Raw genomic sequence first — 12,733 nt, forward strand, 5'->3', positions numbered from 1 at the left:
TTCTCACGGGGTGCGTGGCGCCGGTGACGGCGCGTGGGGTCAGTGGCGGGGCTTGCGGTCGCGACGCTCGTAGCCGCCGCCATCGCGCGAGCCACCGTTGCGACGACCGGGCGCTCCGCGGTCGGCCTTGATCTCGATGAGTCGACCCGAGATGCGGGTGTCCTTGAGCTTGTCGAGGACGGCGGGATTCATGTTCGCCGGCAGTTCGACGATCGTGAAGTCCGGCTTGATGTTGATCGCGCCGAAGTCATCGCGGCCGAGACCGCCCTCGTTCGCCAGGGCGCCGACGATCTGACGGGGCTCCACGCGGTGGCGGCGGCCGATCTCGATCCGGTACGGCGCATAGTCGCCACGTCCGCGACGTTCTGTGCGCGGCCCGGTTCCTCGCTCCGGACGATCGCGACCTTCGCGCGGCGGACGGTTGTCACGGGCGACAGCCGCCGTCAGCGGGTCGTTCTCGGGGTCGAGCAGCAGGGGGGTCGCACCCTGTGCGACCACAGCGAGTGCGGCGGCGACATCGGCCTCGGGCACATCGTGATTGCGCACGTAGTGGGCGACGATGTCGCGGAACGCCTCGATGCGCGCCGTCTCAGCGAGTGCTGCGGTGATGCCGTCATCGAAGCGCGCGAGGCGCGTGGTGTTGACATCGTCGGTGCTCGGCAGCGTCATCTGCGTCGGCGCCTGGCGGGTCGCCTTCTCGATGCTCTTGAGCAGGTAGCGCTCACGCGGAGTGATGAAGCTGATCGCGTCGCCCGAGCGGCCGGCGCGTCCTGTGCGGCCGATGCGGTGCACGTACGACTCGGTGTCGGTGGGGATGTCGTAGTTGACGACGTGGCTGATGCGCTCCACGTCCAGTCCGCGCGCGGCGACGTCGGTGGCGACGAGGATGTCGAGCTTGCCGTCCTTGAGCTGGTTGACGCTGCGTTCGCGCTGCACCTGAGCGACGTCGCCGTTGATGGCGGCAGCCGAGTATCCGCGTGCGCGCAGCTTCTCGGCGAGCGTCTCGGTCTCATTCTTCGTGCGGACGAAGACGATCATGCCGTCGAAGTTCTCGACCTCGAGAATGCGGGTGAGCGCGTCGACCTTCTGCTGGTACGAGACCACCAGATAGCGCTGGGTGATGTTGGTGGCGGTCGCCGTCTTCGACTTGACGGTGATTTCCTCCGCGTCGCGGAGGTACTTCTGTGCCAGGCGGCGAATCTGCGCCGGCATCGTCGCCGAGAACAGTGCGACCTGCTTCTCTGCCGGGGTCTGAGCGAGAATCTGCTCCACGTCCTCCGCGAAGCCCATCTTCAGCATCTCGTCGGCCTCGTCGAGCACGAGGTACTTCAGCTCGGAGAGGTCAAGGGTGCCCTTGGCGAGGTGATCCATGATGCGACCGGGGGTACCGACGACGACGTGCACACCACGACGCAACGCGGAAAGCTGCACTCCGTAGCCCTGCCCGCCGTAGACGGGGAGCACGTGAACACCCTTCATCTTCGCGGCGTACGACTCGAACGCTTCACAGACCTGAAGCGCGAGCTCGCGGGTCGGCGCGAGCACGAGTGCCTGCGGTGTCTTCTGCGAGATGTCGAGACGTTCCAGCACGGGGAGCGCGAATGCCGCGGTCTTACCCGTTCCGGTCTGCGCCATGCCGACGACGTCACGACCACCGAGCAGTGTCGGGATGGTCGCGGCCTGGATCGCGGATGGCGTCTCATAGCCGAGGTCGCGGATCGCCTTGAGGACGGGTCCGGTGATGCCGAGTTCCTCGAATCCGGGGGTGGCAGGGGACTCGTCGGCGGGCTCGTTCACAGATGCATCTTCAGGGGTCACTACCTAAAGGTAGCGCGGCAAAGGACTGCTTGTCTGTGAAGACGCACTCTTAGGGAGTGCCGGTGAGGTCGGAGATCTTCTCCTTGACCTCGCGCCGGAGCACTTTGCCGATGAGCGACTTCGGCAGTTCATCGACGACGAACAGCCGCCGCGGCACTTTGTACGGGGTCAGAATGCTCCGAGCGAAGGCGCGGATCGATTCCTCATCGAGCTCGGCGTCGGGCGCCAGGACGAGTGCGGCGACGACCTCCTCACCGGAATGGCTGCTGGAAAGTCCCACGACCGCGACGTCATCGATCGAGGGATGCTGGCGCAGCGCGTTCTCGACCTCGGTGGGGGAGACGTTGAATCCGCCGGTGATGATGAGCTCTTTGATCCGATCGACGATCCGCACAAAACCGGCCTCGTCGATCTGGACGATGTCACCGGTGCGATACCAGCCGTCGATGAACGCGGCCTCAGTAGCATCCGGCTTGCCGTAGTAGCCGGAGAACACCTGCGGTCCGCGGACGACGAGTTCTCCGGGAGAGCCGGGCTCGACATCCTGGGTGGGATCGTCCGGGTCGACGACGCGGCACTCGGTCCCGGGCAACGGAAGTCCGACGGTGCCGGCGACACGGTTCTGGGCGACGGGATTCGCCATCAGCACCGGGGAGCACTCGCTGAGTCCGTATCCCTCCACGAGGTACCCGCCGCTGGCCTGTTCGAACGGTACGACGACTTCCTGCGGCAGCGCCATTGCGCCGGAGATCGCGACCTCCGTGCCTGCGAGCGAGATGTTTTTGGCTTTCGCAGCCGTGAGCAGTCGCTCGGCGATCGGCGGCACGAGCGGAAGGAACGTCGGCGGATGCTTCTTGACCACAGCGAGTACGAGATCAGGATCGAACTTCGGGAACAGCACCAGGCGTGCACCCATCGACATCGCGAACGTCAGGCACAGGGTCAATCCGTAGGCATGGAACATCGGAAGCACCGCGTAGACGACGCATCCCTTCCCGCGCTGTATCGATGGAACCCATGCCCGTGCCTGGGCGGCGTTCGCGAGCAGATTGCGGTGCGTGAGCGATGCGCCCTTCGGCGCGCCGGTCGTGCCGGAGGTGTACTGGATGATCGCGAGGTCGGAAGACTCAGGCTTCGGGAGTGGTGCCAGCAGCGGGGCAGTACGGACGATCTGGTCCCACGAGATCGCGCCGCGCACCTTCCCAGTGAGCGCTGCACGTGACTCGCGTGCCTTCGCGATCGGCAGTTTCAGCGCGATTCGGGTCATGAGCGGCATCGCCTCGGTCACGTCGACCGAGATCAGCGAAGACACGGCGAGGTCACGCGGGAACTCCTGCACGGTCCCTGCGACTTTGCTCCAGACGATCGCATGCTTGGCGCCGTGATCTTCGAACTGCTTGCGCAGCTCCCGTGGCGTGTACAGCGGATTGTGCTCGACGACGACAGCGCCCAGGCGCAGGACCGCGTAGAACGCGATGATGTGCTGCGGGCAGTTCGGCAGCACGATCGCGACCGGGTCGCCCGGGCGGATGCCGAGAGCATGGAGGCCCGCGGCTGCGCGCTCGATCGCGGATTGCAGCTGCGCGTACGACGTCTCGCGTCCGAAGAACTCCAGCGCCGGAGCATCCGGGAAATCGCGCGCAGACGCCTCGACGATGTCGATGAGCGATCCGTTCACTTCAGGAAGATCTTCGGGAACTCCATCCGCGTAGCTGGCGATCCAGGGACGAGGGGGATCGAACGTCGTCATGAGATCCAGCCTATTGCGATCGTCGGCAGTCGGGTCGCGGAGCGCCAACTAGACTGGAGCGGTGTCTGAAATCACCCCCGAACTCGTGCGCCACCTCGGTGTGCTTGCACGCATCCAGCTGAACGACGACGAGGTGACGCGGCTTACCGGCCAGCTTGACGCCATCGTCGACAACATCGCGAAGGTCTCGGAGGTCGCAACCTCCGACCTGGTGGCGACGAGCCACCCGATCCCGCTCGCGAACGTCTTCCGTCCCGATGAGGTCGGCGAAACGCTCACCCATGAGCAGGTGCTGCAGAATGCGCCGGATGCCGCGGACGGCCGTTTCCGCGTGACCGCGATCCTCGGAGAAGAACAGTGACAGACATCATCCGGCTCACCGCAGCCGAGCTCGCAGACAAGCTCACGGCCGGTGAGCTCTCCAGCCGTGAGGCCACCCAGGCGCACCTCGACCGTATCGCGGCGGTCGACGGCGACGTCCACGCCTTCCTCCATGTGAACGAGGGCGCTCTCGCCGCGGCGGATGCGATCGACAGCGCCCGCTCGGCAGGGGAGACGCTGCACCCGCTCGCCGGTGTGCCGCTCGCCATCAAGGACGTCCTCGTCACGAGTGATCAGCCCACCACGAGCGGGTCGAAGATCCTCGAGGGCTACATGTCGCCCTACGACGCGACCGTCGTCGCACGTGCGCGCGCTGCGGGCCTCGTGGCGCTCGGCAAGACCAACATGGACGAGTTCGCGATGGGATCCTCCACCGAGCACTCCGCGTTCGGCCCCACGCACAACCCGTGGGACCTCGATCGGATCCCCGGTGGCTCCGGCGGTGGGTCCGCGGCAGCGGTCGCGGCGTTCGAAGCTCCACTCGCGCTCGGGTCGGACACCGGCGGCTCGATTCGTCAGCCGGCGCACGTCACAGGCACGGTCGGGGTCAAGCCCACGTACGGCGGCGTCAGCCGCTACGGGTCGATCGCTCTGGCATCCAGCCTCGATCAGGTCGGTCCCGTCACGCGCACGGTGCTCGATTCCGGGCTTCTCCACGACATCATCGGCGGACACGACCCGCATGACTCCACCTCGCTGCCCGACGCCTGGCCGTCCTTCGCGGATGCTGCCAGAGAGGGCGCTCGAGGCGACGTGCTCAAGGGGCTCAAGGTCGGCATCATCAAGGAGTTCCCCGACTCCGGCTTCCAGCCCGGCGTTGCGGCGTCCTTCCGCGCCTCCCTCGACCTGCTCGAGGCGAACGGCGCAGAGATCGTCGAGATCTCCACACCGCACTTCGAGTACGGCGTTGCCGCGTACTACCTGATCCTCCCCGCAGAGGCTTCCAGCAACCTGGCGAAGTTCGACTCGGTCCGCTTCGGGCTCCGCGTCACGCCCGAGGGCCGCGCCACCGTCGAAGATGTCATGTCTGCGACGCGTGAGGCCGGCTTCGGCGACGAGGTCAAGCGCCGCATCATCCTAGGAACCTACGCACTGTCTGCGGGCTACTACGACGCGTACTACGGCAGCGCGCAGAAGGTGCGCACGCTTATCCAGCAGGACTTCGAGCGGGCATTCGCCCAGGTCGACGTCATCGCGACGCCCTCGGCGCCGACCACCGCGTTCAAGATCGGCGAGAAGATCGACGATCCGCTGCAGATGTATCTGAACGATCTGACGACGATCCCGGCCAACCTCGCCGGAGTCCCCGGGATCTCGATCCCCTCGGGCCTGGCCGATGATGACGGTCTGCCCGTCGGCATCCAGTTCCTCGCGCCCGCTCGTGAAGATGCTCGCCTGTACCGCGTCGGAGCGGCGCTCGAAACCGCACTCGTCGACTCGTGGGGAGCCCCGTTGCTGACCCGAGCGCCCCAGCTCGCAGGAGGGAACCGCTGATGGCCGCCGCAGCCAAGCTGATGGACTACGACAAGGCGCTCGAACTGTTCGAGCCCGTTCTCGGCTTCGAAGTCCACGTCGAGCTCAACACGAACACGAAGATGTTCTCGGCCGCACCCAACCCGGCGAACGAGAAGTACCACGCCGCAGAGCCGAACACGCTCATCGCCCCGGTCGATCTCGGACTGCCCGGCGCCATGCCGGTTGTCAACGAGACCGCGATCCGTTCGTCGATCAGCCTCGGCCTAGCGCTGAACTGCTCGATCGCGGCATCCAGCCGCTTCGCGCGGAAGAACTACTTCTATCCCGACCTCGGCAAGAACTATCAGATCTCGCAGTACGACGAGCCCATCGCCTATGAGGGCTCCGTCGTCGTCGAGCTCGAGGACGGCACCCTGGTGACCGTGCCGATCGAGCGCGCGCACATGGAAGAGGACGCCGGAAAGCTCACCCACATGGGCGGTGCGACCGGTCGTATCCAGGGCGCGGAGTACTCGCTCGTCGACTACAACCGTGCCGGCGTCCCGCTCGTCGAGATCGTCACGGACATCATCTACGGTGCGGAGCACCGCGCGCCCGAGATCGCCAAGGCCTACGTCTCCACGATCCGCGACATCGTGCGCAGCCTCGGAATCTCCGAGGCGCGGTTGGAACGCGGCAACCTGCGTTGCGACGCGAACATCTCCCTGCGTCCGCGCGTCGCCGAGGGCGCGGAGCCGGCGCCTCTGGGTACCCGCACCGAGACGAAGAACGTCAACTCGATGCGTTCGGTCGAACGCGCCGTCCGTCATGAGATCCAGCGTCAGGCGCAGATCCTCGCCGATGGCGGCACGATCACCCAGGAGACGCGTCACTGGCATGAGGACACCGGGACGACCTCGCCCGGTCGCCCCAAATCGGATGCCGATGACTACCGCTACTTCCCCGAGCCGGACCTGCTGCCGGTGCAGCCGGCCGCAGAATTGATCGAGCAGCTGCGTGCGGAGCTTCCCGAGCAGCCGGTCGCCCGTCGCCGCCGTTTGAAGGCCGAGTGGAACTTCACGGACCTGGAATTCCAGGACATCCGCAACGGCGCTCTCATCGATGAGGTCGAGGCGACGATCGCCGCGGGCGCCGCGCCCGCCGCGGCTCGTAAGTGGTGGACGGGCGAGATCTCACGCCTTGCGAATACGCAGGACCGGGATGCTGCGGACCTGATCACTCCGGCGAATGTGGCGGCTCTGCAGAAGCTCGTCGATGACGGCACGCTCACCGACAAGCTCGCCCGTCAGGTGCTCGAGGGCGTCATCGCCGGCGAGGGCACCCCGCAGGAAGTCGTGGATGCTCGAGGGCTTGCTGTCGTCTCGGACGACGGCGCGCTCATCGCCGCGATCGATGAGGCGCTGGCGGCCCAGCCTGACGTGATGGCCAAGATCAAGGATGGCAAGGTTCAGGCTGCGGGAGCGGTCATCGGTGCCGTCATGAAGGCGATGAAGGGCCAGGCGGATGCCGCGCGCGTTCGCGAGTTGATCCTGGAGCGCGCCGCGCAGTAACTCCACGGTTTACCGCATCCGTTCCCTGAGCCTGTCGAAGGGCCGGATGTCGGTGGCCTCGGCGACAATGGAACCATGGGGCGCGGTGACGGACGTGGCCGCACCGTCTCACCCGACGGTGCGGATGACAGTGGCACGCGCATTCTGCACGTCGACATGGATGCGTTCTATGCGGCCGTCGAGATCCTCGATGATCCGTCGCTGAAAGGGCTGCCGCTGATCATCGGCGCCCCCGACGGTCGCTCGGTCGTCTCCAGCGCATCGTATGAGGCGCGTCGATACGGCGTGCGAGCGGCGATGCCCGTGGGCCAGGCGATGCGGCTGTGCCCGACGGCGAAGATCGTGATGCCGCATTTCGATCGATACCAGGCAGTGTCGAAGCAGGTGATGGGCGTGTTCGAGTCGATCACCCCGATGGTAGAACCGCTGTCCGTCGATGAGGCCTTCCTCGATGTGCAGGGGGTGCGGCGGCTGTGGGGGAGTCCCGGCCAGATCGCGAAGCTCGTCAGGGAGCGGGTGCAGGCTGAAGTCGGGATCACATGCAGCGTTGGTGTCGCGGCGACCAAGCACGTCGCGAAGATGGCATCGACGTTCTCCAAGCCCGACGGGCTGCTCATCGTTGCGGCCGCCGACACACTCGACTTCCTCGCTCCCCGCTCAGTGCGCACGATGTGGGGTGTGGGACCCAAGGCGTCGGATGCCCTGGAAGCGCGCGGCATCCGCACGATCGGTGACATCCGTGATTCTCCGCAAGAGATGCTCGACCGCGCAGTCGGTCCGGCTCTCGGTGCGCGGATCGCCCAGCTCTCCCGCGGCGAGGATGCCCGTGGCGTTGAGACGGAGCGGGTCGAGAAGAGCGTCGGCCATGAAGAGACATTCGACATCGATGTCACCGATCGGGAGTTTCTCCGGGCCGAGCTGCTGCGGCTCGCCGACCGAGTGGCGGGGCGGCTCCGCCGTGCCGAATGGGAATGTGCCACAGTGTCGATCAAGATCCGCTTCGATGATTTCACGACGTTCAGTCGGTCCCAGACCCTCGCAGAGCCGACGTCGGTCGGGCAGCGCATTGGGGAAGCGGCGATGACGCTCTACGAGTCGATCGATCGACGTGACCCGGTTCGCCTCGTGGGGGTGCGCGCGGAGAAGCTCCGCCCGGCGGGGAGCTCTGCCTTCACTCTGTGGGATGACGATGAGCACTGGCGAAAGGTCGAGGGCGCTCTTGACAGTGCAAGGGCTCGCTTCGGCAGCGCGACCATCTCTCGCGCCCGGCATGTCGGGCGCGGTGAGGGGCGAGGAACGGCGCGGCATCCGAAGGATCATGGGCTGGACTGAGGACCCATATTTGGTCGTCGTCGGCTAGCGTGTAGTCATGCCGAATATTGCACTGGACATCGGAAAGCAAGTCACTTCCTTCGGCGTGAAGAGCGCCTACGGCGAGCCGCAGGATGTCGACGGCGTGAGCATCACGCCTGTCGCGCTGACCTGGGCTGGTTTCGGGGGCGGTGCTGACCAGGACGACAACGGCGGTGGCGGAGGCGGCGGGGTGTCTATTCCGCTCGGCGTATACGTCCGACGTGAGGAAGGCCTCCGGTTCGAGCCCAACATCGTCGCTCTGCTCGCGGTGGCCATCCCCTTCGTCTGCGTCACCGGTCGGGCACTCTCGCGCGTGATCCGTGCCCTCAAGAAGTAACGACCCTCTCGCGCAGGCGCTCCAGCGCGGTACTGCGCAGGTCATCGACGCGATCGTTGCGGTGGCAGCATCCAACCCTGTGGTCGTGATCGACGGCCGCGCCGGGGCAGGGAAGACGACACTGTCACGCATGATCGCTGCGAACTGGCCTCTCGCGGGACGTCCTCAGCTCATCGCACTCGACTCGCTCTATCCCGGCTGGGATGGTCTGGATGCCGGGGCCGAGCGCGCGCTGCACGATATTCTGCGTCCGCATGCGCGGGGGCTGCTCAGCACCTGGCGCCGGTGGGACTGGGAACTGGAGACCGATGCCGAAGCGCATGCTGTGACTCCTGCGCTCGGGGTGATTCTCGAGGGCTGCGGTGCGCTGACTCCGGCATCGGCACGGTTGGCCGACGTGCGCGTATGGGTCGAATCTCCCGTCGCGTCCCGAAAGAAGCGCGCGTTGGAGCGCGATGGCGATGGTTTCCGTCCGCACTGGGACCGATGGGCTCAGCAGGAGGATCGGCATATTTCCCGTGACGCCCCGCAGGACCTGGCGACGCTGAGAATCACTCTTCCGTAGACGGGGCCTCGGTGGGGATGCCATCCAGCTCGTCGGCGATTGAAATGAGCAGGTCCAACCGGAAGCCGAGCCAGTGGAAGACTCCGAACCGTGGATCATCCGCATCGTCGAGATCATCTTCGTGCGTGATCTCCAAGCGTTCGGCGATCACGAGGCGGAGGGCAGTGAGCGTTCGCAGCCATGCGTCGAGGTCGTTCTGATGGACGACGACTTCCCGGTGCGTGGCGGCGTCTGAGGTGCGTGACCCCTCGGCTGCGCCTTCGCCTTCGCCTTCGCCTTCGAAGAAGGGTGCCAGGGCTCCGCGCACCACTGCAGCGTCTGCGAGGCGACGGTCGAGCAGGTCATCGCGTGTCGCCGTGGCGAACTCGGCGGATGCCGCGGCATCCTCGGGGTAGGCACTCGGGGTGAGACGTTCGATACCGGGATCGCGCGCGTCATCCGCATCCGTGAGCAAGCTGGTGAATTCGTCGATGAGGCCCGCGAGATGCATGCCCTCGATGATCGCGAGCGGCATCCGGATGTCATGCGAAGTCATTGGGGAGCCTTCCGCACGGTTGCCCAGAGACCGAAGTCGTGCATGGCCTGTGCGTGCACTTCCATGGTCTCGCGCGGGCCGGTGGCGACGATCGCATATCCGTCGTGGTGAACGGCGAGCATCAGGGTCGTCGCATGCTCGTTCGTATAGCCGAAGTATGTGCGGAAGACGCGGACGACGTAGCTCATGAGGTTCACGGGGTCATTCCAGACCACGACCTGCCAGGGCTCGAGTGGTGCGGCCTGCAGATCCGTGAACTCATCGAGGTCAGGGGCGGCGATCGGGGTGCTCACGCCCACCCCAGTTCGTGCAGCTGCTCGTCATCGATTCCATAGAAGTGCGCGATCTCGTGCACGAGCGTCGTGTGCACCTCGTCGCGAAGCTCATCCTCGTCCTCACATCTGTGCAGATGCGGTTCGCGGTATACGACGATGCGGTCGGGCAATTCGCCCATTCCATAGTGGCCGCGTTCGGTGAGCGCGAGCCCGTCGTACAGGCCGAGCAGGTCGAGGCTCCCGTCTTCGGGCCGGTCCTCGACCACGAAGACGACGTTGTCGAGCCCGTCGACCATCTCGTCGGGCAACTGATCGAGCTCGTCGATGACGAGTTCTTCGAAGGGGCCGGCATCCATGTCCATCGTTATCCAGCCTACGGCTCGGGACGGCTCAGTGGATGAACAGGAGGAGGGCGGCGACGAGGAGGAAGAGCGATCCGAAGATGATGTTCAGCGTGCGCACGCCTCGCTGCGTGCGGGTGAGAGCGCGGAACGGGCGTGCGGCGGTCGCGAAGAAGCCCCACATCACGATCACGTCGACCACGATGACGGTGCCGATCAGAATCAGGTACTGGGGGAGTGGCGGCTCGTCAAGGCGGATGAACTGGGGCACGAAAGCGAGGAAGAAGACGACTGCTTTCGGGTTGAGGATGTTTACCCAGAACCCGCGACGGATCATCGAGAAACGGCCTTCTCGCGGTGGTGCTGTGCCGTCGGAGGCCGACGGTTCCGGCACGCGCGCGAGGATCATGCGGATGCCGAGGAAGACCAGATATGCCGCTCCGGCGTAGCGGACGATGTCGAACAGGAGCGGAGACTGCGAGACGAGAAGACCGACGCCTGCAGCGACGATGATGACATGCACGATCAGCGCCAACTGTTGACCGATGACGCCCCAGACTGCGCGGCGCCAACCGTGTGCGAGGGCGTTGGACATCGTGTTGATGGCGCCCGCACCGGGGGTGAAGCTGATGACGACGGATGCGACGAGCAGAGAGAGCCAGACGGTCAGCGACACCAGTCGATTCTATGGCGCCGCTCCAGGACGGAGGTTAAACAAATCCTTCATCAACGAGCACGCACCCGCGCTCGGTGATCACATGGGCTTGACCAGAGCCGCCGACCACACGAGACCAGCTCTCGACAAACAATCGGTCCTTGTGGATCGACATGCCGAACCCACCGTACATCCCCGGATAGGTGAACCACAGGCTCTCAAGCTGTTCCAGGGCGATCAGTTCGGTGGGCACCGGCCGGTATCTCACCGGGTCGAGCCCCCGAGTACGCTCGGTAGTCAATTCAGTCAGGTGCCGATTCCAGGCCACGAACGTTCGCTGCTCGTACTCGCTGGTCTCGCGCACCCTCAACGATTCCCGCAGATGATGGTGGCCGCGCTTCTGGGCGATCTCGAACGGACGGTCGCCATCTGCGTTCCTGAGCGACTTCCACGCACCGCGCTGAATAAGCTGGTCGACCACGTCAACCGGTGCGCCCAGCCACGCAGCGTGGTGCAGCGGAGCGAACCAGGATTTCCCGCCGACCCGCCACTGGTTGGCAACCGGCCTACCGCCAGCATCCAGACGTTTGAATACTTCGGTCCAGTGGCCGGTCTTCGCAGCATCGACGAGGTGGTCAATGTCATTGACGTAGCTTGCCTTCAGCGCGTCCACGTCAATGATGCCTGGCCAATCGCTACTCATGATCGGGGTTCCCTCCCGTCGTAGTCTGTGGTGGTGAAACGCCGCTGATACTGACTGGGCGGAACGCCCGTGTGCGTGACAAATAGTCGGCGCAGCGTTTCAGGATTGTGGAACCCCGTTCGTCGTGCCACGGCAGCTACTGACTCTCCGTTCAGGAGAAGGTTCTTTGCGTGTTCGAGTCGAGTCTGCTCGACGAACTCTATCGGCGTCATGTCCAGTTCTGCGCGGAACAGCCGCGCTAAATGCCGTGTACTCACCCCCGCGATCTGCGCGAGGTCATCCAGTCCGTGAACCGCCGCCGGATCTGAGCTGATGGCCTCCACGACCCGCCGCACGTTCTCTTGAGCGCTGCGAGAGGTGGTGAGCATCGCCGAATACTGGGACTGACCACCGGGACGTTGCATATAGACGACGAGGTTGCGGGCAACGTCGCGCGCCAGATCGGGTCCGTGATCGGATTCGATCAGTGAAAGCGCCAGGTCAATTCCTGACGTCACGCCCGCTGAAGTGAAGAGCGCACCGTCGCGTACAAAAATTGCATCAGGGTCGACTTCGATCTCTGGGTAGACCCGCGAGAGGAGCCCCGCGTGTGCCCAATGCGTTGTCGCGCGCTTTCCGTTGAGCGCTCCGGTCGCGGCGAGGAGAAAAGTGCCCGTGCACACGGAAGCCACCCTGGTGCTGATCTCCAGCAGATGCTGCGTAGCAGACAGCACTTCAGACGGGATCGGCGTCGTCGGCACCTCATCGCCACCAGGGATCATTGCGATGTCGGCTCGGATGACCTGTGTTGCGGCGCTGTCAGCCTCAAATGTTGATCCGATTGATGTTCTTGCGCGTTCTCCCGTGGCTGAGACGTAGTGGAGCTGGTAACTGGCGCCGAGTCGAGACGCCTCGGCAAACACCTCCGCCGGGCCGGCAACATCGAGTTGCTTCATCCCGTTGAGTATTCGACGGCATGGGTGCCACTGAATATTGCGGTTGGGTGCCAGTCGAT

General features: G+C 65.2%; 14 protein-coding genes. 6 read left to right on the plus strand and 8 right to left on the minus strand.

Features of this window, described 5'->3' with window-relative positions; all coding sequences use genetic code 11:
- Positions 1-39: 39 nt before the first annotated feature.
- Complete coding sequence (locus ACTIAO_RS06960; protein ID WP_441905556.1) at positions 40-1,818, minus strand: DEAD/DEAH box helicase; 1,779 nt, start codon at positions 1,816-1,818, stop codon at positions 40-42.
- Between the two features lie 49 nt (positions 1,819-1,867).
- Positions 1,868-3,568: a long-chain-fatty-acid--CoA ligase gene (locus tag ACTIAO_RS06965; RefSeq protein ID WP_441905557.1), complete on the minus strand. Its 1,701-nt coding sequence runs from the start codon at positions 3,566-3,568 to the stop codon at positions 1,868-1,870.
- A gap of 61 nt (positions 3,569-3,629) precedes the next feature.
- Here ACTIAO_RS06965 and gatC point away from each other — a divergent pair, with 61 nt between their 5' ends.
- From gatC to ACTIAO_RS06995, 6 genes are all read left to right on the plus strand, one after another.
- Positions 3,630-3,929: an Asp-tRNA(Asn)/Glu-tRNA(Gln) amidotransferase subunit GatC gene (gene gatC, locus ACTIAO_RS06970; protein ID WP_441905558.1), complete on the plus strand. Its 300-nt coding sequence runs from the start codon at positions 3,630-3,632 to the stop codon at positions 3,927-3,929.
- Entirely contained in the window at positions 3,926-5,443 is a 1,518-nt protein-coding gene (gene gatA, locus ACTIAO_RS06975; protein WP_441905559.1) for an Asp-tRNA(Asn)/Glu-tRNA(Gln) amidotransferase subunit GatA, read from the plus strand. The genes gatC and gatA overlap by 4 nt, the downstream gene beginning before the upstream one ends.
- Positions 5,443-6,975 (plus strand): Asp-tRNA(Asn)/Glu-tRNA(Gln) amidotransferase subunit GatB, encoded by a 1,533-nt coding sequence (gatB, locus tag ACTIAO_RS06980; protein WP_441905560.1) that lies wholly within the window; start codon positions 5,443-5,445, stop codon positions 6,973-6,975. Before gatA ends, gatB begins: the two co-directional genes overlap by 1 nt.
- Before the next feature lie 75 nt (positions 6,976-7,050).
- Positions 7,051-8,307, plus strand: a complete 1,257-nt coding sequence (gene dinB, locus ACTIAO_RS06985) for a DNA polymerase IV (protein WP_441905561.1) — start codon at positions 7,051-7,053, stop codon at positions 8,305-8,307.
- 37 nt (positions 8,308-8,344) lie between these two features.
- Positions 8,345-8,665 carry a hypothetical protein gene (locus ACTIAO_RS06990; protein ID WP_441905562.1) on the plus strand — a complete coding sequence of 107 codons (321 nt, stop codon included), beginning with the start codon at positions 8,345-8,347 and terminating at the stop codon, positions 8,663-8,665.
- On the plus strand, positions 8,649-9,230 hold the full coding sequence (locus ACTIAO_RS06995; RefSeq protein ID WP_441905563.1) for a hypothetical protein: 582 nt from the start codon (positions 8,649-8,651) through the stop codon (positions 9,228-9,230). Before ACTIAO_RS06990 ends, ACTIAO_RS06995 begins: the two co-directional genes overlap by 17 nt.
- Here ACTIAO_RS06995 and ACTIAO_RS07000 read toward each other — a convergent pair.
- From ACTIAO_RS07000 to ACTIAO_RS07025, 6 genes are all read right to left on the minus strand, one after another.
- Positions 9,217-9,765, minus strand: a complete 549-nt coding sequence (locus tag ACTIAO_RS07000; protein ID WP_441905564.1) for a DUF2017 family protein — start codon at positions 9,763-9,765, stop codon at positions 9,217-9,219. The two genes, ACTIAO_RS06995 and ACTIAO_RS07000, sit on opposite strands and share 14 nt — an antisense overlap.
- The gene (gene clpS / locus ACTIAO_RS07005) at positions 9,762-10,064 is read right to left on the minus strand and encodes an ATP-dependent Clp protease adapter ClpS (protein WP_441905565.1); all 303 of its coding nucleotides are present in this window, start codon (positions 10,062-10,064) and stop codon (positions 9,762-9,764) included. Before clpS ends, ACTIAO_RS07000 begins: the two co-directional genes overlap by 4 nt.
- Positions 10,055-10,402 carry a metallopeptidase family protein gene (locus ACTIAO_RS07010; RefSeq protein WP_441905566.1) on the minus strand — a complete coding sequence of 116 codons (348 nt, stop codon included), beginning with the start codon at positions 10,400-10,402 and terminating at the stop codon, positions 10,055-10,057. Before ACTIAO_RS07010 ends, clpS begins: the two co-directional genes overlap by 10 nt.
- Positions 10,403-10,430: 28 nt before the next feature.
- Positions 10,431-11,057 (minus strand): LysE family transporter, encoded by a 627-nt coding sequence (locus ACTIAO_RS07015; protein WP_441905567.1) that lies wholly within the window; start codon positions 11,055-11,057, stop codon positions 10,431-10,433.
- Between the two features lie 34 nt (positions 11,058-11,091).
- Entirely contained in the window at positions 11,092-11,709 is a 618-nt protein-coding gene (locus tag ACTIAO_RS07020) for a hypothetical protein (RefSeq protein WP_441905568.1), read from the minus strand.
- Positions 11,710-11,735: 26 nt separating this feature from the next.
- A partial coding sequence (locus ACTIAO_RS07025) for a GlxA family transcriptional regulator (protein ID WP_441905570.1) occupies positions 11,736-12,733 on the minus strand: 998 nt, incomplete at its 5' end.

It is taken from the genome of Microbacterium sp. (assembly GCF_052099035.1).
In the GTDB taxonomy this organism is placed as follows: Bacteria; Actinomycetota; Actinomycetes; order Actinomycetales; family Microbacteriaceae; genus Microbacterium.